Source organism: Kutzneria sp. NPDC051319, from assembly GCF_040682195.1.
In the GTDB taxonomy this organism is placed as follows: domain Bacteria; phylum Actinomycetota; class Actinomycetes; order Mycobacteriales; family Pseudonocardiaceae; genus Kutzneria.
Map to the genome: position 1 here is coordinate 55,734 of NZ_JBFBAM010000013.1, position 20,641 is coordinate 76,374.

General features: G+C 71.0%; 16 protein-coding genes. 9 read left to right on the top strand and 7 right to left on the bottom strand.

Going from position 1 to position 20,641, the window contains the following annotated elements; translation table 11 throughout:
- Positions 1–122: 122 nt before the first annotated feature.
- Together AB0M73_RS15840 and AB0M73_RS15845 are read left to right on the top strand one after the other, a co-directional pair.
- Positions 123–2,987: a BTAD domain-containing putative transcriptional regulator gene (locus tag AB0M73_RS15840; protein ID WP_363891332.1), complete on the top strand. Its 2,865-nt coding sequence runs from the start codon at positions 123–125 to the stop codon at positions 2,985–2,987.
- Positions 2,988–3,045: 58 nt separating this feature from the next.
- Positions 3,046–4,524, top strand: coding sequence for an alpha/beta hydrolase (locus AB0M73_RS15845; protein WP_363891333.1), 1,479 nt, complete (start codon positions 3,046–3,048; stop codon positions 4,522–4,524).
- Between the two features lie 2 nt (positions 4,525–4,526).
- Here AB0M73_RS15845 and AB0M73_RS15850 read toward each other — a convergent pair whose 3' ends face one another.
- The gene (locus tag AB0M73_RS15850; RefSeq protein ID WP_363891435.1) at positions 4,527–5,297 is read right to left on the bottom strand and encodes a nucleotidyltransferase domain-containing protein; all 771 of its coding nucleotides are present in this window, start codon (positions 5,295–5,297) and stop codon (positions 4,527–4,529) included.
- Positions 5,298–5,447: 150 nt separating this feature from the next.
- Between AB0M73_RS15850 and AB0M73_RS15855 the strand changes: the two genes are divergently transcribed.
- A complete protein-coding gene (locus AB0M73_RS15855; RefSeq protein ID WP_363891334.1) occupies positions 5,448–6,851 on the top strand; it encodes an ATP-binding protein in 1,404 nt (467 codons plus the stop codon).
- Positions 6,851–8,806 (top strand): VWA domain-containing protein, encoded by a 1,956-nt coding sequence (locus tag AB0M73_RS15860; RefSeq protein WP_043724938.1) that lies wholly within the window; start codon positions 6,851–6,853, stop codon positions 8,804–8,806. The genes AB0M73_RS15855 and AB0M73_RS15860 overlap by 1 nt, the downstream gene beginning before the upstream one ends.
- A 48-nt stretch (positions 8,807–8,854) precedes the next feature.
- Here the strand turns inward: AB0M73_RS15860 and AB0M73_RS15865 are convergent, their stop codons facing one another.
- Both AB0M73_RS15865 and AB0M73_RS15870 read right to left on the bottom strand, forming a co-directional pair.
- Positions 8,855–9,622, bottom strand: a complete 768-nt coding sequence (locus tag AB0M73_RS15865) for a hypothetical protein (protein ID WP_043724941.1) — start codon at positions 9,620–9,622, stop codon at positions 8,855–8,857.
- 67 nt (positions 9,623–9,689) lie between these two features.
- Positions 9,690–10,190: an FBP domain-containing protein gene (locus tag AB0M73_RS15870; RefSeq protein ID WP_363891335.1), complete on the bottom strand. Its 501-nt coding sequence runs from the start codon at positions 10,188–10,190 to the stop codon at positions 9,690–9,692.
- A gap of 138 nt (positions 10,191–10,328) precedes the next feature.
- Here AB0M73_RS15870 and AB0M73_RS15875 point away from each other — a divergent pair, with 138 nt between their 5' ends.
- Positions 10,329–10,946 (top strand): methyltransferase domain-containing protein, encoded by a 618-nt coding sequence (locus AB0M73_RS15875; protein WP_363891336.1) that lies wholly within the window; start codon positions 10,329–10,331, stop codon positions 10,944–10,946.
- A 54-nt stretch (positions 10,947–11,000) separates the two neighbouring features.
- On the opposite strand, the gene AB0M73_RS15880 is transcribed toward AB0M73_RS15875, so the two are convergent.
- Positions 11,001–11,693 (bottom strand): dienelactone hydrolase family protein, encoded by a 693-nt coding sequence (locus tag AB0M73_RS15880; RefSeq protein WP_363891337.1) that lies wholly within the window; start codon positions 11,691–11,693, stop codon positions 11,001–11,003.
- Between the two features lie 143 nt (positions 11,694–11,836).
- On the opposite strand from AB0M73_RS15880, the gene AB0M73_RS15885 reads away from it, so the two are divergent.
- From AB0M73_RS15885 to AB0M73_RS15895, 3 genes are all read left to right on the top strand, one after another.
- Positions 11,837–13,771 carry a DUF6541 family protein gene (locus tag AB0M73_RS15885; protein ID WP_363891338.1) on the top strand — a complete coding sequence of 645 codons (1,935 nt, stop codon included), beginning with the start codon at positions 11,837–11,839 and terminating at the stop codon, positions 13,769–13,771.
- A gap of 59 nt (positions 13,772–13,830) precedes the next feature.
- A complete protein-coding gene (mshC, locus tag AB0M73_RS15890) occupies positions 13,831–15,069 on the top strand; it encodes a cysteine--1-D-myo-inosityl 2-amino-2-deoxy-alpha-D-glucopyranoside ligase (protein ID WP_363891339.1) in 1,239 nt (412 codons plus the stop codon).
- Positions 15,070–15,358: 289 nt separating this feature from the next.
- Entirely contained in the window at positions 15,359–15,661 is a 303-nt protein-coding gene (locus AB0M73_RS15895; RefSeq protein ID WP_043724954.1) for a DUF1540 domain-containing protein, read from the top strand.
- A gap of 57 nt (positions 15,662–15,718) precedes the next feature.
- On the opposite strand, the gene AB0M73_RS15900 is transcribed toward AB0M73_RS15895, so the two are convergent.
- Positions 15,719–16,456: a methyltransferase domain-containing protein gene (locus AB0M73_RS15900; protein ID WP_363891340.1), complete on the bottom strand. Its 738-nt coding sequence runs from the start codon at positions 16,454–16,456 to the stop codon at positions 15,719–15,721.
- A 77-nt stretch (positions 16,457–16,533) separates the two neighbouring features.
- Here AB0M73_RS15900 and AB0M73_RS15905 point away from each other — a divergent pair, with 77 nt between their 5' ends.
- Positions 16,534–18,114, top strand: a complete 1,581-nt coding sequence (locus tag AB0M73_RS15905; protein WP_363891341.1) for a hypothetical protein — start codon at positions 16,534–16,536, stop codon at positions 18,112–18,114.
- Positions 18,115–18,157: 43 nt separating this feature from the next.
- On the opposite strand, the gene AB0M73_RS15910 is transcribed toward AB0M73_RS15905, so the two are convergent.
- Both AB0M73_RS15910 and AB0M73_RS15915 read right to left on the bottom strand, forming a co-directional pair.
- The gene (locus AB0M73_RS15910) at positions 18,158–19,144 is read right to left on the bottom strand and encodes a class I SAM-dependent methyltransferase (protein WP_363891342.1); all 987 of its coding nucleotides are present in this window, start codon (positions 19,142–19,144) and stop codon (positions 18,158–18,160) included.
- Positions 19,145–19,169: 25 nt separating this feature from the next.
- Complete coding sequence (locus tag AB0M73_RS15915; RefSeq protein WP_363891343.1) at positions 19,170–20,240, bottom strand: phospholipase D-like domain-containing protein; 1,071 nt, start codon at positions 20,238–20,240, stop codon at positions 19,170–19,172.
- Positions 20,241–20,641: the final 401 nt, after the last annotated feature.

Consider the following 20,641-nt stretch of genomic DNA (forward strand, 5'->3'; position numbering starts at 1 on the left):
GGTTGTCCAGGTTCGCCGAGCGTCATCAACGCCCACTGTCCGTGAGAGAACTGACAACGGTTCGCATTCTCGTTCGCGCTGTATGCTCCCGGCGCGGCTCTGCTGGGGCAGGTGGTGGAAAGGTGCACGCGGCGAACGGGGTTCCGCTGCGGGTCGAGGTGCTGGGACCGGTGCGGGCGATCCTCGGGGATCGCGAGATCGCACTGGGTCCCCCGATGCAGCGCGCCCTGCTGGCGCTGCTGGCACTGCGCGCGAATCGCGCCGTCGGCCGCACGGAACTGGTCGATGCCCTGTGGGGCGACGATCCGCCGACGACTGCCGGCGGCAGTGTCTCCACCTACCTCTCGGCCCTGCGCCGCGCCCTCGAACCCGATCGGCCCAGTCGCGCGCCCAGCGCCCTTCTGGTCTCGGCCGGCGCGAATTCCGGCTACATGCTCCGGCTCGATCCGGGCGCACTTGACTGCGATCGCGCCGAGCAGCTGCGTGAACGGGCAAGAATCGCGCGAAGTTCAGGCGATCTTCACGGCGCGGTGGTCCAGCTCCAGTCGGCCCTGCGGCTGTGGCGGGGGCTGCCGTTCGACGGCATCTCCTGCCCGTTCGTCGCGGGCGAACGGGCTCGGGTCGACGAGCTGCGGCTGGCCACGGTCGAGTCGCTGGCCGACTCCCTGATCGCGCTGGGCCGCAATGACGACGCCGTGGCCGAGCTGTCGCCGGTCGTGCGCCAGCAGCCGCTGCGCGAACGGCCGCGGGCGCTGCTGATGACCGCGCTCTACGGCGCCGGGCGCAAGGCCGACGCCCTGGAGGTGTTCGAGGACGCCCGCCGCGTGCTGGTCGACGAGCTGGGCATCGAACCGGGCCCCGAGCTGCGGGAACTGCACCGCGACCTGATCGCCGACAAGCCCGCCGCGCCGGCCCCGGCCGCCGCGCCGATCAGCACCGGCCTGGCCGCCGTCCCCAAGCCGGCTCAGCTGCCGCACGACGTGCCCGGCTTCACCGGACGCGTGGGTGAGCTGGCGCAGCTGGAGGACGTGCTGGTCGGTGGCGACCGGACGGTCGCCGTGATCTCGGCGATCGACGGCAGCGGGGGCATCGGCAAGACCGCGCTGGCCGTGCACGTCGCGCACCGCATCGCCGGGCAGTTCCCGGACGGGCAGCTCTACGTCAACCTGCGTGGCTTCGACCCGCAGCAGCCGCCGCTGCAACCCGCCGCCGCCCTGGGGCAGCTGCTGCGCGGCCTCGGTGTCGAGGCGGCGGCGATCCCGGCCGAGACCGACGAGCAGGCCGGGCTGTACCGGAGCCTGATCGCCGGCAAGCGCATGCTCGTGCTGCTGGACAACGCCGCCAGCACCGACCAGGTGCGGCCGCTGCTGCCGGGCAGCCCCAGCTGCTCGGTGATCGTGACCAGCCGCAGCCGGCTCGGCGGGCTGGTGGCCCGCGACGGGGCCCACCGCGTGACCCTGGACGTGCTGCACGAGCGCGAGTCCGTGCAGATGCTGGCGGCCGGGGTGGGGAAGGCGCAGATCGAGGCGCAGCCGGAGGCCGCCGCCGAGCTGGCCCGGCTGTGCGGGCACCTGCCGCTGGCCCTGCGGATCGCCGCCGCGCAGCTCAACGACCGTCCGCACCTCGATCTCGACGACTTGTGCCAGGAGCTGGCCGACGAGCGGGCCCGGCTGGACGTGCTCGCCGTCGACGACGAGAGCACTGCTGTACGGGCCGTGTTCTCGTGGTCGTACCACGCGTTGAAGCCGGAGCCGGCGCGCATGTTCCGCATGCTCGGGCTGCACGCCGGCACCGAGATCAGCGTGGCCGCCGCCGCGGCGCTGGCCAACGTGCCGGTGGTGCGGGCGCGGCGGCTGCTCGACGTGGTGGCCAGCGGGCACCTGCTGGAGGGCGTCGGCCGCGACCGGTATCGATTCCACGACCTGCTGCGGGTGTACTCGGCCGAGTGCGCCGCCGAGCACGACAGCCGGGCCGAGCGGATCGCCGCCGTCAGCCGGCTGCTGGACTTCTACCTGCACACCGCCAACACCGTCGACGAGATGCTCGCGCCGTACCGACGGCGCTCCGAGCTGCCGCCGCCCGTGCCCGGCGGGCAGCCGGCGACGTTCGTCGACAGCAGCGCCGCCCTGGCCTGGTGCGAGACGGAGTTGGCCAACCTGGTCGCCGCCACCGCCCAGGCGGCCGAGCTCGGCGACACCTACCACGCCACCGGCATTCCCGGTGCCATGTGGGCGTTCTTCGCGCTGCGCACCCCGTGGCCGGAGTGGATCAGCAGCCACCAGACCGGAATCGGCGCCGCAGTCGCGGCCGGGGACCGGTACGGCGAGGTGCGGCTGCTCATCGGCCTCGGCTACTGCTACAACGAACTCCGCCGGCACATGCAGGTGCTGGAGTGCATGGAGCGGGCCCGGGTCGTGTACGAGCCGCTGTCCGGCGGCCCGCTGGACCACGTGGTCGGCGGCGCGTTGGGGTCGGCCTACTTCTGGGCCGGCCGGGTGGACGAGGCCTTCGAGCTGACCAACCGGGCCCTGGCCACCAGCCGCGAGAGCGGGGACCGGTGGAGCGAGGCGTGGTCGCTGAGCCACCTCGGCTCGTACTGCCGGGTTCTGGGGCGGTACCAGGAATCCGTGGCCAACTTCGACCGGGCGCTGCGGCTGTTCGTGGAGATGGACGACCGGGCCGGGGCGATCAAGGTGTACCGGGAGCTGGGGGAGGCGCACCGGCATTTCGGCAAGCTCGACCGGGCCGCCGACTGCTTCCGCGGGGCCGTTCGCCTGTTCCGGGAGTCCGGCGGCCGTCCCGGCGAGGCGTGGTCGCTGCACGAGCTGGCCAGTGTGTTGCACGAGGACGGAAGGCTGGCCGAGGCCAAGGAGTCCTGGGAGCAGTCACTGGCCATTCTGGAGCAGGTCGGCGACCATCGGGTGGAACAGGTGCGCCGCCGTTTGGCCGCCATCGACGCCGCGGCCGGGGTGCGCCGGGCCAAGTAGGTCCCGGTGTGAATACGTCACGCTTGTGGCCGGATCACCCGTTCGCCATGGTTGGCCGATGGTGCTGTTGCGCAGAGTGCTGGTCGGGCTCGCTGTTCTTGCCTTAGGCGTGGTCCCGTCGATCGCCCCCGCTTCGGCCGGCGTGGATTCCGTGCAGTGGCAGGCTTGTGCGGGCCGTCCCGACGCCGACTGCGCGACGGTGTCGATCCCGGTGGACTGGAACCGACCCGGCGGCGCGAGCACCGGCATGGCCATCGCCCGGCACAAGGCGTCGAAGCCGTTGCAGCGCAAGGGCGTGCTGTTCGTCAACCCCGGCGGTCCCAGTGGATCCGGCGTCGACTACGCCCTGTCGATCTCGGCCAATCCCCGCTACCAGGCGCTGATCGACGATTTCGACATCGTCGGCTTCGATCCCCGCGGCACCAACCGCAGCTCCGACATCGCCTGTGACCAGTCCATTCTAGACGAACCGGTGGAGTGGGTGCCGGCCACCCGGACTCAGTACCGCGACCTGCTGGCCCACAACGACCGCGTCGCCGACAACTGCAAAGCCTTGAACGGCAAGCTCTTCGACCACGTGGACACGGTCAGCGTGGTGCGCGACATGGACCTGCTGCGCAAGGACCTGGGCGAGTCGAAGATCAACTACTTCGGCGTCTCCTACGGCACCCAGATCGGCCAGCAGTACTTGGAGCTGTACGGCGACCGCCTGCGTGCCATCGCCATCGACTCCAACATGGACCACAGCATCGGCGCCACGCGCTACGAGGCCACCGCCGCGCTGGCCTTCGAGAACTCCTTCAAGGACTTCGCTGCCTGGTGCGCACGGACGGCTTCCTGCTCGCTGCACGGCCAGGACGTGCTGGCCCTGTGGGATTCCTTGTACGCCAGGGCCTCCGCCGGCACGCTGGTCGACTCCACCGGCAAGGCGGTGTCCGCCGACGAACTGCGTGACCTGGCTTTCGAGGCCATGTACCACCCCGCCCGCGCCTGGTTCGGCCTGGCCGACTCCTTGAAGAAGCTGGGAACGCCGGCCTTCGCCCCGGTGACGACGGAGGACAACAGCTACCAGGCCATCTGGTGCTCCGACTGGACCTGGCCGACCGTCAACTCCTACCACGCCCTGGCCGACCTGCGGTCCGTGTCCGAGGCCGCCGCGCCGCACACCCACTTCTCCGACTTCTTCTCCGACGTCACCAGCTGTCTCGGCTGGACCGGCCCGCTGAACAACCCCCAGCACACCCTGCGGATCCGCAACGCCCCGCCGGTGCTGATGACCAACGGCATCCATGACATCGCCACCCCGTACGAGTGGGCCACGAACGTGGCGAAGCAGATCCCCACGGCCACGCTGCTCACCTACGACGGCACCGGCCACGGCGACTACGGCAACAGCCTCTGCGCCCATGACGCCATCGACGCCTACCTGGTCGACCTCAAGCTGCCGGCCCGTGGCACGCACTGCCCGGCGGAGTGGCCGACCGCGCCGGCTGCCGGCTCCGTCGCCCCTTCGGTCGTCGCTGAGCTGCGGCACTGACCTCAGAGGCGGCACTCGGACAACAGGTCCCGCGCGGCCTCGGTGTCCATTGTGGACAGTATGTGCTCCACTCGTTTCGCGAGATCCTCGGGCGCGCCGGGCAGTCGGGCGGCCGAGGAGACGGCGTTCTTCTCCGTCGCCAGCCACGCCCCGGCCCGGGCGTGCAGCACGTGCACCAGGCAGCCGATGCCCCGGAACAGGAAACCGGTGGCGGAGAAGCGATCGCCCCGGGCGGCGGGGACAACCGCGTTCTCGATGCTGAATCGGGCCTCGAAGCCGTACGAGCCCTCGATCGCGGCGGCCAGCGACGGGGGATAGGGGTCGAGGGCGGCCAGCACCTCGGCCAACGCCCCGGACCGGTCGTCCAACACCTTGCAGGTGGCCAATTCGGCCAGGTACGCGTACGAGAAGAAACCCAGGGGATGCCCGACCTGCTGCTCGCAGCGGACCACGCCCCGCTGGGCCTCGGCCAGGACGACGTGGACCCGGTCGAGGTCCCGCCACAACAGGTCGGTCTTGGAACCGGGCGTCTTCAGCCACGCGCCGCCGTCGACCCAGGGACCCCACTCGCCGGGCTCGGTCACGCTGGATCCGGGGTACTCGGCGGCGATTTCGCGGAGAGCGGACAAATCCATTTCGCCTCGACGGTAGACGCCGATGTCGGTGTCGGAATGGGCATCGGCGGTGCCACGGGCACGCGAGCCGCCGAGCACGACGCCGACCACACCGGACACATCGGCTATCCGAGCAGCGAAAGACGGCAGGTCGACCATGGTCACGGAGTCTGCCCGAGCCGAGGCCCGCGCGTCTGCCGAATTATACGCCACCGCGGCGGGAAACGGCAGGTCGCGCGAGGTCACGAAGTCGGGCGGTGGAGTTGCTCCACGTCGACCTATTTGCCCACGGCTATTACTTTCATCAGGGTGACAGTTGTTCCGACCCCATCCCACTCGCTCCCGACGACCGTGGGCCAGTTGCGCGCCGCCGGGCACGAGCCCCGCTCCGTGAAGGCCGAGCTGCGGGACAACCTGCTCGACGCGTTGCGCGCCGGGCGTGACCCGTGGCCGGGCATCCTCGGCTTCGACCGCACGGTCCTGCCGCAGCTGGAGCGCGCGATCATCGCGGGCCACGACGTGGTGCTGCTCGGCGAGCGCGGCCAGGGCAAGACCCGCCTGCTGCGCACCCTCGCCGGACTGCTCGACGAGTGGACGCCCGTGATCGACGGCGCCGAGCTGGCCGAGCACCCGCTCGACCCGATCAGCCCCGCCTCCCGCCGCCGCGCCGCCGAACTCGGCGACGAGCTGCCGGTGGCCTGGCTGCACCGTTCCCAGCGCTACACCGAGAAGCTGGCCACCCCCGACACGTCCGTCGGCGACCTCATCGGCGACGTGGACCCGGTGAAGGTGGCCGAGGGCCGCAGCCTCGGCGACCCCGAGACCATCCACTTCGGACTGGTGCCGCGCGCCCACCGCGGCATCGTGGCCATCAACGAGCTGCCCGACCTGGCCGAGCGCATCCAGGTCGCGCTGCTCAACGTCATGGAGGAGCGCGACATCCAGATCCGCGGCTACACGCTGCGGCTGCCGCTGGACGTGCTGCTCGTGGCCACGGCCAACCCCGAGGACTACACCAACCGCGGCCGCATCATCACGCCGCTCAAGGACCGCTTCGGCGCGGAGGTGCGCACGCACTACCCGCTGGAGGTGGCCGGCGAGATCGACCTGATCCACCAGGAGGCCCAGCTCGTCGCCGAGGTCGGCGACCACCTGATCGAGGTGATCGCGCGCTTCGTGCGGCACCTGCGCGAGTCGCCGTCCATCGACCAGCGCTCCGGCGTGTCCGCCCGGTTCGCCATCGCGGCGGCCGAGACGGTGGCGGCGGCGGCGATGCGTCGGGCCGCGCTGACCGGCGAGTCGCCGGCCGTCGCGCGTCCGGTCGACCTGGAGGCGGTGCCGTCGGTGCTGCGCGGCAAGCTGGAGTTCGAGTCCGGCGAGGAAGGCCGTGAGCACGAGATCCTCGACCACCTGCTGCGCCGCTCGGTCGCCGACACGGCCCGCGGCAAGCTGGCCGGGCTCAACCTGAAGTCGCTGGCCGAGGCCGTGACCGACGGCCACCCGGTGGCCACGGGCGAGCGCGTGCCGGCCGACGAGGTGCTGGCCGCGCTGCCGGAACTGCCGGTGCTGCACGAGGTTGCGGCGCGTCTGGACGTCAAGGCCGACCAGCCGGCCGGCTGGATCGCGTCAGCCGTCGAGTTCGCGCTGGAGTACCTCTACCTGAGCCGTCAGCTGGGCAAGGACGCCGACGACGAGACCACGGTCTACGGCTGATGGCGACCCCGGCACGGCGTTACCGCTACCACGAATGGCTCGGTGGTGCGGATCCACTCGCCCCGCCGCCGGATCTGCGGGCGGCGCTGGACGAGCTGGGGCGAGAGGTGATGGAGGGCTCGTCGCCGCAGGCCGCGCTGCGTGAGCTGATGCGCAGGGGCGTGCAGGGCACGCAGGGCCTCGACGACCTGACCCGCCGGGTGTGGGAGCGGCGCGCGCAGATCCAGCGCCGCAACAACCTCGACGGCACCATGCGTGAGGTGCAGCAGCTGCTGAACGAGGCCCTCACGGCCGAGCGGCGGGAGCTGTTCCCGAACCCGTCCGACGACGCGCGGTTCCGGGAGGCGCAGCTCGACGCGCTGCCGCCCGGCACCGCCGCGCAGGTCACGGAGCTGTCCAACTACGACTGGCAGTCCTCCGAGGCCCGCGAGTCGTTCCAGAAGATCCAGGACCTGCTCGGCCGGGAGATGCTGGAACAGCGCTTCCAGGGCATGAAGCAGGCCATGGAAAATGCCACGCCGCAGGACGTGGCGCGGATCAGGGACATGCTGGCTGATCTGAACTCGTTGCTGTCGGCGCACTCGGCGGGCCACGACACCACCGAGCAGTTCCAGGAGTTCATGCGCAAGCACGGCGAGTTCTTCCCGGAGAACCCGCAGAACACCGACGAACTGGCCGATCTGCTGGCGCAGCGGTCGGCGGCGGCGCAGCGGATGCTGAACTCGATGACCGACGAGCAGCGGGCGGAGTTGGCTCAACTGGGCCAACAGGCGTTCGGCGACCCGAGCCTAGGGGCGCAGCTCGACCTGCTCGACGCCCACCTCCAGCAGCTGCGGCCGGGGGAGGACTGGACCGGCTCGGCCCGCTTCCGCGGCAAGAACCCGATGGGACTGGGCGAGGGCGCCCAGGCCATGCAGGATCTGGCCGAGCTGGACGCGTTGGCCGAACAGCTGGCGCAGTCCTACCCGGGCGCCTCGCTGGAGGACATCGACGCCGAGGCGCTGGTGCGTCAGCTCGGGCAGGAGGCGGGCGTCGACGCCCGGCGACTGTCCCAACTGGAGCGTGAGCTGAAGCAGCAGGGACTGCTGGAACGGGCCGCCGACGGCAGCCTTCGCTTGACGCCCAAGGCATTGCGGCGTCTCGGGGAGACGGCGCTGCGTCAGGTCGTCGACCAGATGCGGGGCCGTGGCGAGCGGGACAGCGACAAGGCCGGCGCGGCCGGCGAGCCGACGGGGTCCACGCGGGCCTGGGAGTTCGGCGACACCGAGCCGTGGGACGTGTCCCGAACCGTGCGGAATGCCGTGCTGCGCACGGCTTCCTCGGGCGGAGGCCGGGTCCGGCTGGCCGTCGAGGACGTCGAGATCGGGGAGACCGAGCAGCGGGCCCGGGCCGCGGTCGCGCTGTGCGTGGACACGTCGTGGTCGATGGTGCAGGACGGCCGGTGGCTGCCGATGAAGCGCACCGCGCTGGCCCTGCATCAGCTGATCACCACCCGGTTCCGCACGGATGCGTTGCAGCTCATCACGTTCGGGCGACACGCGTCCACTGTGGACATCGGCGAGCTGACCGCGCTGGAGGGCGCCTGGGAGCAGGGCACCAACCTGCACCACGCGCTGCTGCTGGCCGGCCGGCACGTGCGGCGGCATCCCGACGCGCAGCCGGTGGTGCTCGTCGTCACCGACGGCGAGCCGACCGCGCACCTGGAGTCCGACGGCGAGGCGGTGTTCAACTATCCGCCCATGCAGCGGACCCTGGGCAAGACCCTGGTCGAAGTCGACGCACTGGCCAAGCTGGGCGCGTCCGTCAGCGTGTTCCGGCTCGGCGACGACCCTCGGCTGGAGCACTTCGTCGACGTGATCGCCCGCCGCAGCGGCGGCCGGGTGATCGCGCCTGACCTCGACGGCCTCGGCGCCGCCGTGGTCAGCGACTACCTCCGCAACCGCCGCCAGCGGTGAGGTTGTGACCGCCTGACGCCCGTTCCCCGGGTGTCAGGCGGTCCGGCGTCAACGCCGGGACGCGGAGTAGAGGACGAGGCTGGTGATCAGGCCGGCCAGGCACACCACCAGGCCCACCGCGAGCCACGCGTAGCCGGCGTCGCTGACCGTCGAGATCTCGATCGCCGTGCTGCCGCTGCCGTTGTCCACGATCTGCTCGGACTTCGAGCCGGCGATCGTGACGACCATCCAGATGCCGGCTGCGAGGAACACCGCCGCGAACGCCAGCCACCACGCGCCGAGCCTGCGCAGGACGTCCAGGCGGTCGCTGCGGACCACACCGGGGAAACGCGCCCGGATCGCCGCCTCCAGCGCCTCCCGGTCGGCCGCCGTGCCGTCGAACCGGGCCTTGTTGCCGTCATCGAAGGACACCAGGCTTCGCCCGTTGCCCAGCCCCCGGGACAGCCGCGTCTCCCGCACCGGGCGACTGATCACCACGTCGCTGATGCTGTCCCACGTCCAGCCTCGGACCTGCCGGGCCGTGGCGTGCACGATGCCGTGCTCGCGCACCTCGAAGTACTCGTCCGCGCCGCCCCGGATCGCCCGGCTCAGCGACATCGCCGCGATCACCAGCCCGACCAGGCCGATGCCGACCGCGACGCCGATCGTGCGGTTGGCCGCGTAGCTGACCGTGTCGTCCACGGTGATCAGCAGGAGCACACCCGGCACGCCGAAGAGGGCCCCGACGGCCAGTGCCGCGAAGCCCGTCACCAGGCGTCGCTTGTTGTTCACGCGGTGGGTGCTCAGCACCGTGCCGAAGTCGTCGATCGTCTCCACGCGCGGGACCTTAACCGCGGGGGCTGACCGTGAGCTGAAGCCCTTGATCCACTTGTCGCAAGGGGACTCAGGCGTTGTCCGTCAGCACCTCGTCCACGAACTTGTTCAGGCTGGCCATGGTCCTGGCCACTTCTTCGTCCACAGTGGACGACACCCGAGGGGTCGGCGTCGACGGCTTGCGCTTGCCCCTGATGTACAGGCTGCAGGCCAGATCCGCGCAGATGTACGTGCCCACCGTGTTGCCCAGCTTGCCCGCCTGCCCGATCCTCCTGGCCGCGAACAGCGACACGTCCGCCGCGGCATGCGTCGTCTGGCACAGTGCGCACAGCGACCGCTTCAGCTGGCTCTTGTGCGGCGCCGCCGCCCTCATCGCCAGGCCCACCACCTCGCCGTACCGGGGCAGCACCAGATACGCGTTCGCCGGCGCCTTCGGATCCCGCCACCCCAGGAAGTCCAGATCCGCCCACCCCACCTCGTCCAGCCGCCCCGGCATGCTCAGCCGCCGCGCCTCCCCCTTCGAACAGTTCACAAAGGACGCGCGGATCGTTGCTTCGTCGAGAGGTTCCACGGCGCCGATCATCCCCCACCGACGCAACCGGTTTCCGCTCACCACCCGGCGACGAGCCCCCGCGAGTCACGCTCTCCGGCACACCGAATGTCGGTTTCAGGCAGGTGGTTGGATGGGCGCATGCGGTTGGATGGGCGGATGCCGTTCAACCACAATGACTTCTATCACCCACTGTTGTTACGACAGGTGCCGCAGGGGGCGCGGACGGCGCTGGACGTGGGATGCGGGACGGGAAAGCTGGCCCGGAGGCTGGCGGTCAGGGGGCTGTCGGTGACGGGCGTCGACGTGTCGACGAGGGTGTTGGACATCGCCCGGGCGATCGGGCCGGACGGCATCGAGTACCGGCACGAGGACGGGCGGGAGGCGACGGGGCGGTACGACTTCATCACCTGCGTGGCGGCCCTGCATCACATGCCGGCGGACGCGATGGCTGCGCTGCGGGAGAGGCTGAACCCGGGCGGAGTGCTGGCGGTGCTGGGGCTCGGGCATCCCAGGTCGGCGGAGGAGTGGGTGAAGTGGGGCGTGCTGGGCCCGCCGGTGAACCTCGCGGCCCGGTTCGCGGTGCACGTGGGGGAGCGGCTCGGCGGCGACCCGGTGCTGCCCCCGCCGCCGATGAAGGCCGAGATGCCGTCGATGACGGAGATCCGCCGGGACTCGGCAGCCCAGCTCCCGGGTCGCAAGATCCGCATCCTCCTCTTCTGGCGCTACCTCATGACCTACCGCCAAGCCCCGCGAGTCCCGCTCTCGGGCAACTGAATGTCGAGTTCCGGAACTCGACACATGCTTGCCTGAGAGCGGGACTCGCGGAGTTCAGCGGAGGTGGGTGGTGAGGAAGGCGGTGGCCAGGTTCCACGCGGCCGCGGCGGCGGTGGGGTTGTGGAACAGGGGGGCGGCGTGGTTGTGGAAGGCGTGGCCGGCCTGCTCCTGGATGTGGATCTCGACGTTGGGGCGGGCGGCGACGGCGGCCTCGACGGTGGCGATGTCGGAGCGGGGGATGTACGGGTCCTGGCCGCCGAAGTGGAACTGGAGGGGGCAGGTGATGCGGTCCAGGAGGTCGAGCTGGGCGGGGACGGTGGAGCCGTAGAAGGAGACGACGGCGTCGGGGGAGGGGGAGGAGGTGGCGGCGAGGGTGTAGGCGAGGGAGCCGCCGAGGCAGAAGCCGAGGGCGCCGGCCTTGCCGGTGACCTCGGGGAGGGAGCGCAGGTGGGCGAGGCTGGCGGCGACGTCGGAGACGCCGAGGGCGGGGTCGAACTCGGCGGCGACGGCCATGGAGGCGGTGAGGCCGGTCTCGTCGTGGCCGGAGGACCAGCCGGGGTCGGTGCGCCAGAACAGGTCGGGCACGCCGACGACGAAGCCGGCGGCGGCCAGGTCGGCGGCCACGGAGCGCAGGTAGTCGTCCAGGCCGAAGATCTCCTGGACCAGCACGATTGCGGGGCCCTGCCCGCCGGCCGGTAACCACACCGGCAGATCGAAGTCGCCGACGGCGTCCACACGAGTCGTCACGGTGTGCGGTTCTACCAGCTGGATGGTCTCGGGTCGATAACGACCCGGATCGCAGGACAACGGGCAATTCCCTATGGCCGTCTTGTGGTCGTACATCCAGTGAGATGAACCCGTTGATCTGGGGAGACCGGCGGGAACACTAGATGGGGGGGAAATACATGATCGGGGCGGCGTTCGCCGTCGCGATGACGGCCGCGGTCTATCTGCTGGTCGTCATTGTGCCGGGTTTTGTCATCGGATTTTCGACGGGAATTCGCGGCTGGCTGCTGGCCGGGGCGTCGCCGGTGCTGACCTATGGCGTGGTCGGAATTGTCGGACCGCTGGCACCGATTGTGGGCATTCGCTGGAATGCGCTCACGTTGTTCGCGGCGAGTGTGCTGTGCGCGGCCGTGGTCTACGGCGTCCGCCGGCTGATCAACCGGCCGCAGGAGCGGGTCGCGCTGGATTGGCCCAGGTCAAGGCACTGGATGGCGGCCGGGGCGGTGGTCGTGGCGACGGGAGTCGGCCTGCTGGCGATGCTGCGGGCGAGCGGCTTCACGGCCATCCCGCAGTGGTGGGACGCGGAGTTCCACGCCAACGCCGTGCGGTTCATCGCCGACACCGGAAACTCGTCGCCGGCGGCGCTCGCGGCGATCAATTCGACCGGAAGTGCCAGTTTCTTCTATCCGAACGCCTATCACGTGCTGGACGCGACGGTGGCGCAGATCGGCGGCTGGTCGATACCGCAGGTGCTCGACGTGAGCAACGGATTTCAGATCGGACTGTTCAGCCTGTCGATTTCCGTGCTGGTGGCCGAGATCACCAAAAGGCCAGGCCTCGCGGCCGCCGCGGGCCTTTTGGCCTGCGCGTTCACGCAATTCCCGTATGACACGCTCACCTGGGGCCCGCTGTTCCCGTTCACCGCGGGTGTCGCGCTCAGCCCGGCGTTCCTGGCGCTGCTGTCGAGGGTCCTGACCACGCCCACCACCGGCACGGTCATCGCCACCGCCCTGGCCGGCGTGGGTCTGACGGCCGTGCACCCCAGCATCACCATCGCCGCGGCCATCCCGGCGGCGCTCTTCCTGGCCCAGCGCTGGATCTCGGCCCGCAAGGTGCCCATGACCGACCTGCGCACCCTGCTGCTGGTGGCCGTGGTCGGCGGCGTCACGGGGATCTTCCAGGTCCTCGGCGTGCTCACCGCGACGGGCGGCGCGGCCGTCACGTGGACGCCAGGGCTCAACGCCGCCGCAGCCGCCACACAGTTCGCCACCGGCAGCCGGTCCACGGGCCTGCCGGCGGTGTGGCTGACAGTGCTGTGCGCCGCCGGGCTCGTCGGGCTGTTCCTGGTGCGCGGCATGGCAAAACTGACGTGGTGGCTGGTCGCCGGAGCGGTGTTCGGCCTGCTGTTCGTGCTCGACGCGACCTCGGGCGCGGCCTGGGTGCAGGCGATCACGCGGCCGTGGTGGAACGATTCCTGGCGGCTGTACGCGATCGGCGCCATGGGCCTGGTCGTCCTGGCCGCGGTAGGCCTGGTCACGGTGGCCAACCTGCTGTCACGGCTGGTGCCGAAGCTGCCGTCGGTCATGGTGGTGTCGCTGGTGGCGCTGCTGGTGATCATCGCCACCAAGGGCCTCTACCTCAACCGCAACACCGAACGGCTCGCCGTGGCGTTCCCGGACGGTCCGGTGGTCACGCACACCGAGCAGAACGCGATGCTGGAGCTGGCGAAGCTGGCCCCGGCCGGCTCGATGGTGATGAACGACCCGTACGACGGCTCGCCCTGGATGTGGGCCCTGGCCGACGTGCACCCGGTGTTCGGGCACGCCCCGATCTTCCCCAACGACGCCGAGGCCATCGGCCCGCAGCGGCTGCACCTGTTCCAGAGCTTCAACCGCCTCGACACCGACCCCGCCGTCCAGGCCGCGGTGCGGGACCTGCACATCGAGTACGTCTTCCTGTCCGACGGCTCGATCACCGGCTCGACCGCCGGCCACTCGCCCGGCCTCACCGGCCTCGACCAGGTCAAGGGGCTCACGCTCGTGTACCGGAATTCCCAGGCCCAGGTCTACCGGGTCTCGTCCCAGATCGTGGACGGGTGAATCGGCCGGTCGGACGGGGAGTGCTGTCCCACACCGGAGCCCAAGTTAGTGTCGGTGTCATGCAGACCTGGTCCTCAGTCCCGGTACCCCGGGTCCCCGGCACGCCCCGGCCCCTGCGGCTGTTCGACACCTCGACCGCGCAGGTCCGGCCGACCGCCCCCGGCGAGACGGCGACCATCTACGTCTGCGGGATCACCCCGTACGACGCGACACACCTCGGCCACGCCGCCACGTACCTGGCCTTCGACCTGGTGCAGCGGCAGTGGCTGGACAACGGGCACCAGGTGCACTACGTGCAGAACGTGACCGACATCGACGACCCGCTGCTGGAGCGGGCGCAGCGCGACCAGGACGACTGGGTCGTGCTGGGCATGCGGGAGACGGCCCTGTTCCGCGAGGACATGGTGGCGCTGCGGGTGCTGCCGCCGCGGGAGTTCGTCGGCGCGGTGGAGGCCATCCCGGAGATCGTCGAGGTCATCGGCAAGCTGCTGGCCAGCGGCGCGGCCTACCGGGCCGACGACGCCGAGTATCCGGACGTCTACTTCGACCGCAACGCCTCCGGGCACTTCGGGTACGAGTCGAACTACGACGTCCCGACCATGCTGGGCTTCTTCGCCGAGCGCGGCGGCGACCCGGACCGGGTCGGCAAGCGGGACCCGCTGGACGCGCTGCTGTGGCGCATGGCCCGCCCCGGCGAGCCGTCGTGGGAGTCCGAGCTGGGCGCGGGCCGTCCGGGCTGGCACATCGAGTGCAGCGCCATCGCGCTGAACCGGCTGGGCGACGGTTTCGACGTCCAGGGCGGCGGCTCGGACCTGGTGTTCCCGCACCACGAGTTCAGCGCCGCGCACGCGGAGGCCCTCACCGGCAGGCACCCGTTCGCCCGGCACTACGCGCACGCCGGCATGATCGGGCTGGACGGCGAGAAGATGTCCAAGTCCCGCGGCAACCTCGTGTTCGTGTCCCGGCTGCGGGCCGACAACGTGGATCCGGGCGCGGTCCGGCTGGCCCTGTTCGCCGGGCACTACCGCCAGGACCGGGCCTGGACCGACGGCCTGCTGACCGAGGCCCAGGCCCGGCTGGCGCGCTGGCGTGAGGCCGTCGCCCTGGCATCGGCCCAGGACGCCACCGACACCGTGGCCCGGCTGCGGGATCATCTGTCCGACGACCTGGACACGCCGAAGGCCATTGCCGCCGTTGACGCCTGGGTCGCGCAGGCGCTGACCCACGGCGGCTCCGACGCCGAGGCGCCGGGCCTGATCCGCACGGCCGTGGATGCGTTGCTGGGTATCGAGCTCTGACCGCTCTGACGGGGGTGGCCGCACCGGCTGCCCCCGTCAGGCGTGCGACGGCGTGCCGCAGGCGGGTGGCGACCAGTGCGCGTAGTAGCCCTTGAACGCCATCTCCGCCGCGAAAGCGTCCACTTCGGACCGGTCGGCGGCAGGTCATCCGGCACGGTCACGCTACCGGGGTGTCATTGCGCATTCTTTCTCACATTTAGCCAAGGCTCGCCTAATTGTTTTCGGGTTGCGATCACGGGTATTCGCTGGCACGGTCGGATTCACCGAACCAACGCCATGAGGAGTGCTCATGACCGCCACCGCGATGCCCGCCGTCAGCGAATGCACCGTCACAGGGTGCTCGTACAACCACGACGGCTGCCACGCCTTCGCGATCACCGTCAGCGGCGAGAACGGCCACGCCGACTGCGCGACGTTCATTCCGCTGGCCCGCAAGGGCGGCCTGCCGATGGCGGTTGCCCAGGTCGGGGCCTGTTCACGCGGAGACTGCACGCACAACCGCGACCTGGAGTGCACCGCGCCGGGCGGCGTGCGGGTGGCGCCGGGCGAGGGCGGCAACGCGACGAACTGCATGACCTACGCCCGGGCGTAGCCGAGAGCAGCCCCGGCCGGAAACCGCATCAGCGGTTTCCGGCCGGTGGCGTGTCGGCTATTCGGACTTCGCGGTGAATACGGCGAAGCTGGGGCTGCGCAGCAGATCCGCCCAGAACTCCGCGCCGCGGTCGTCGGCCGGCAGGACCGTCGGCGCGCGGGTGATCTCGACGAGCCCGGCCCGGCGCAGCGCGCCGTCGAAGGCGCCGACGGGCCAGTAGAAGGAGTCGAAGGCGAACGCCGGCTCGTCCAGCACCCGCACGGACACCGGAGTCCGAATCGTCGCCGTGCCGGTGCGGATGACCTGGTAGCCGTAGCGGCCGTACGGTCCGGCCAGCACGGCGAAGTCGGCGTCCGGATTGGGCACGACCACCACCAGATGGCCGCCGGGCGCGAGGTTCGCCGCGAGGTTGGCGACCATGCGGTCCAGCGCGGCGGGATCGTCGGCGTAGCCGAGCAGCCACACCGCCGTCACGACGTCGAAGCGGCCCAGCACCGGCAGCGTGGCGGCGTCCTCCCTGCGGTACGAGATGCCGCGGGGTTCCTTGCGCTCCACGTAGTTCGCGTACGCCACCATCTCCTCCGACGAGTCGACGCCGATCACCCGCGACGCCCCGAGGTCGACGAACCGGCGTGGGTAGAAGCCGGTGCCGCAGGCGACGTCCAGCACCGACCGGCCGGCCAGCGGCGGCAGCGCGGCCAGGAAGGTCGCCTGCTCGGCCAGGCCGGTCGGGATGTGCTTGGCCCGCTCGTAGGTCTGGCCGAGCGCGTCGTACTGCTCATCGGATTCCGCCATGAGCAGCAACGTATCGCCCAACGCGCCACCCGTGCAGCCGATGTGGGGTCACGGCGTGGCGGGCACGCTTGGCCACCATGACGGACAGGCGACAGCGGCACGTCAACCAGGCCCTGATGCGCATCCCGCGCCGCGCCGAGAGCACCGACCGCTACACGCTGGCCACGACATACGTGGCGGCCGGCTCGTTCTCGGCGATGCTGAACTCCGAGGACCACCAGATCCTGTACGGGCGCAGGGGAACGGGCAAGACGCACGCGTTGCTGTACCTGAGCGACCTGGTGGAGCGGACCGGCGACGTGCCGGTGTACGTGGACCTGCGCACGATCGGCTCCGCCGGCGGCCTGTACGCCGACAGCACGCTGACGCCGTCGACGCGCGGCACGCACCTGCTCGTCGACACCATGGAGGCGATCCACGAGGAGCTGCTTTCCGTTGCCATGGAACGGGATATCGCCGATCCGGACGCCCTGCTGGCGGCGATGGACGCGCTCGTCGACGCCTCCACGGCGGTGGAGGTCGTCGGCGAGGTGGAGGCGGAAACCCGGTCGGGGGAGAAGGAAAGCGCCGGCGCGGCGGTCGAGCTGTTCGCCTCCATGAAGCCGGGCCTGCGGTTCTCCGCCGGGCAACGCCGGACCGTGCGGGCCGAGAGCCGGCTGCTGCGGACCGGTGTGGAGCGGCACCACGTGCTGTTCGGGCCGCTCGGCCGGGCGCTCCGGGCGGTGACAAAAGCCTTGCGCCCCAGTCGGTTGTGGCTGCTGCTGGACGAGTGGAGCAGCCTGCCGTTGGAGCTCCAGCCGCTGCTGGCCGACCTGCTGCGGCGCAGCGTGCTGCCGGTGCCGGGGGTCAGCGTCAAGATCGCGGCGATCGAGCGCCGGTCCCGGTTCTTCCTGCCCAGCGGCGGCGACTACCTGGGTATCGAGGTCGGCTCGGACGCCGCCTCGGCGGTCAGCCTGGACGACTTCATGATCTTCGACCACACCCAGAACCGGGCCCAGGAGTTCTTCGGCCAGCTGTTCTACAACCACGCCGGGCCGAAGCTGGCCACCATGGTCCGGGAGCCGCCGGTCGACGCCACCGCCTTCGTCGACGAGACGTTCCGGCGCGGGGCCTTCGGCGAGCTGGTCCGGGCGGCCGAGGGTGTGCCCCGCGACGCCATCAACATCGCCGCGCTGGCCGCCCAGCACGCCAACGCCGAGCCGATCGGCATCGCCGAGGTCCGCAACGCCGCCAAGGACTGGTTCCTGCGGGATAAACAGAACGCCCTCACCGTCAACGAGCCGGCCCGGCGGACGCTGCAACTGCTGGTCGACGAGATCGTCGGCGTCCGGCGGTCCCGGACGTTCGTGCTGGACCAGCTCGACTACGCCGCGTACGAGACCATCGACGAGCTCTACGACGCCCGCCTGCTGCACCTGCTCCGGCGCGGCATCGTCGACCCGCACCAGCCCGGCCGGCTCTACGACGGCTTCGCCATCGACTACGGCTGCTACGTCTCGCTGTTGCTGGTGGGGGACCAGACCTTCCGGGTGCGCGACCGCGGCAACTGGATCAGCTCCCCGAAGGGCGTGCCGCCGGACGGCTTCAGCCTGACCCGGGTCGTCGTCGACCTGCCGGGGCTGCTGGGCGAGCCTGGCCGGGGCCCAGGGCCGGGGTAAGGCGGTAGCAGCGGTGGCGGCGCAGTCCCCGAAACCCGGCGGGTCAGGCTGAGCGGAGGCGCCTCGTTTCGCAGACGTAGTACTGGAAGACGTGGTCGTCCTGGCGGGCCACGGTCTGCGTCACGGTCATGCCGGCTCCGACGAGGTCGATGGCGTCCACCAGGAGCGGGCTGTGGCCGAGCAGGACCATGGTGCCGCCGGGCTTCAGGCAGAAGGCCAGCCGGGGCAGGATCTGGCGGGCCTGGGCGGTGGAGACGACCTCGTTGTTGAGGAACCGCACGAACACGATGTCCACGCTCAGCGGCGGGACCGCCGGTTCCAGGGCGTCCCCGACGTGGACCCGCTCCAGGTGGGCGGCGGCGTAGTCCACCATCTCCTGGCTGAGGTCCTGGCCGACCGTGCGGATCCGCGCCGGGTTCAGGCTCGCGAAGTCGGCCAGGAAGCGGCCGGTGGAGCAGGCCGGGTCGTAGGCGACGACATCCGTGTCCAGGTCGGCGAAGCGCGGGCCGAACCGCTCCAGCGTGTACCGGCGGATGTGTTCCTCGCCGAGGTTGAGCAGGGCGGCCTCGTGGTCGTTGACCTCCCAGGCCTCGGCGACGACTTCCTGACCCGGCTCGCGGTGCCGGGCGAAGGGGTGGGTCAGCTCGGTTTCCGGCGTGATGGCGTCGAAGGCGGCCCGGCGGCCGGCCTCGTCCAACGGCCGGAAGCTGACCCGGACGTCGGCGTCGGAGGTGCGCACCGAGGTCAGCGGGCCGAGCACGTTGTGCCAGTGGACGCGGCTGCAGAACAGGCCGGGCAGGCCGTGCTCGACGACGAGGTCGGAGATCGTCTTGGAGCCGACGTGCCAGACGTCGCCGAGGCGGAACAGGAACAGCCGCTCGGGGAAGTTGTGGTGCTCCTCGCGGATGACGTGCTCGCCGGCCCGCGCCCAGTGCGAGAAGTCGCCGGCCCGCATCGCCGCCCGGGCGTCGATCTCGTCCCGGACGAGCGTCGGGTCGAGGGGCCGTCGCCGGATCTGGTCGCTGTCCACGCGGCCACGATACGGCCGGCCGCGGTCAGGCTCTGCCGTAGGCCCTGACCAGGGTGGCGACGAAGGCGGCGTACTTGTCGGCGATCGCGGGGGCGGTGATGCGCAACTGGTTCTCGGCGTTGGCCTCGGCGTTGGCGCTGAAGTTGTACGAGCCGGTGGCCACGGTGTCGTCGCAGACCAACACCTTGAGGTGCATGAAGTCGTGCACGCCGGTCGGGGTGTAGGGCGTGGACTTCTTGCCGACGAGACGAGCCGACACCGTGGTCCAGTCGGCCAGCGCCTGCGCCGATGCCGCCGACCTGCTCCTGGCCCAGGCGCGGGCGATGGGCCCCATCTGCCCGGCGTCGAACATGCCGCTCAGGCCGACGCCGGCGTCGACCGCCCTGGCCAGGGCGGACAGCAGGGCGTGCGAGGTGACCACCATCGAGGCGATCACGAGTCGGTTGCGAACGCCGCTCACCATCGCCACCAGGTCGGAGTCCATCGCCGGGCCCTCGCCGGGCGCGAACGACCAGGAGACGGCCGCCGAGCCGACGGTGATCGTGCCGCGGTCGCCGAGGCCGGTGCGCCGGATGTCGCCGGACTCCCACAACTGCTCGAAATCCCGCTCGAAGGCGGCGCCCAGCGCGGTGGAGTCGATCCGCACGACATTGTTCTCCTGACGGGTCCAGGCGTCGTCGGTGAAGTTCGTCGAACCGGTCCACACCCGCCGGCCGTCCACGACGACGTACTTGTCGTGCATCAGCTGTCCGGACGGAGTGGTGACGGGTCTCAGCCCGACCTTGCTCTCGCCGAGCCTGGAATGAAGCCATTGGGCCGTGCCGGGCGGCGCCGGGTCGGCGCCGAGCTTCGCGAAACCGGTAGCGGGTTTGCTTGCGTCATAGGCGATTCGCACGTCGACGCCGTTGGCGGCGGCCTCGGTCAGCGCCGCCACGACCGGCTCGGCCAGTTCGTCGCCGAGGCGGAAGTCGTAGACGGCCAGGTGCGCGCTGGTGCGGGCGGCCCCGACGAAGGCGGCCAGCCGGGCGGCGATCCGGGCCGGCTGGGCGATCCGGCCGCCATGGGTGATGTCACGCAAAAGGGTGATCTCGGTCATGAGGTCCATGACAGTCCGCGCGTGGTTCGGTCCGGGACCGCCGGACGGATGCCACCCTTCACTCGGCCGCCGTGCGGGGTTCTCCCGTGGGTGTCACCGGCGCCACGCTCGTGGCGATTCTGCTCGCCGCTGAGCCGCCCGCACGGGCGGGCGCGCCGTGGCCCGGACATCGGGAAATGGCCCCCGACCTGGGGATAGGCGCGCGCCTGGACAGCCATGGAGAACTCGTGGAGATGACGTTGATAGACCTTGGGCATGGTTGGAGCCGGATCGAGAGGAGAGCGCTTCCATCAAGTCCGGATCAAGAACGTGAACGAACGTGCAGCGCTGGTCGGATTCGCGGGCAGGATCGCGGGCCGGTCGCGCCACGGCCGCCGTCGAGCCCATAGGAACTGGCGGTG

Coding starts and splice junctions, on each gene's coding strand:
- AB0M73_RS15845 (WP_363891333.1), top strand. CDS start 3,046: ATGGTGCTGTTGCGCAGAGTGCTGGTCGGGCTCGCTGTTCTTGCCTTA.
- AB0M73_RS15850 (WP_363891435.1), bottom strand. CDS start 5,297: ATGGTCGACCTGCCGTCTTTCGCTGCTCGGATAGCCGATGTGTCCGGT.
- AB0M73_RS15860 (WP_043724938.1), top strand. CDS start 6,851: ATGGCGACCCCGGCACGGCGTTACCGCTACCACGAATGGCTCGGTGGT.
- AB0M73_RS15875 (WP_363891336.1), top strand. CDS start 10,329: ATGCCGTTCAACCACAATGACTTCTATCACCCACTGTTGTTACGACAG.
- AB0M73_RS15885 (WP_363891338.1), top strand. CDS start 11,837: ATGGGGGGGAAATACATGATCGGGGCGGCGTTCGCCGTCGCGATGACG.
- mshC (WP_363891339.1), top strand. CDS start 13,831: ATGCAGACCTGGTCCTCAGTCCCGGTACCCCGGGTCCCCGGCACGCCC.
- AB0M73_RS15895 (WP_043724954.1), top strand. CDS start 15,359: ATGACCGCCACCGCGATGCCCGCCGTCAGCGAATGCACCGTCACAGGG.
- AB0M73_RS15900 (WP_363891340.1), bottom strand. CDS start 16,456: ATGGCGGAATCCGATGAGCAGTACGACGCGCTCGGCCAGACCTACGAG.
- AB0M73_RS15905 (WP_363891341.1), top strand. CDS start 16,534: ATGACGGACAGGCGACAGCGGCACGTCAACCAGGCCCTGATGCGCATC.
- AB0M73_RS15915 (WP_363891343.1), bottom strand. CDS start 20,240: ATGACCGAGATCACCCTTTTGCGTGACATCACCCATGGCGGCCGGATC.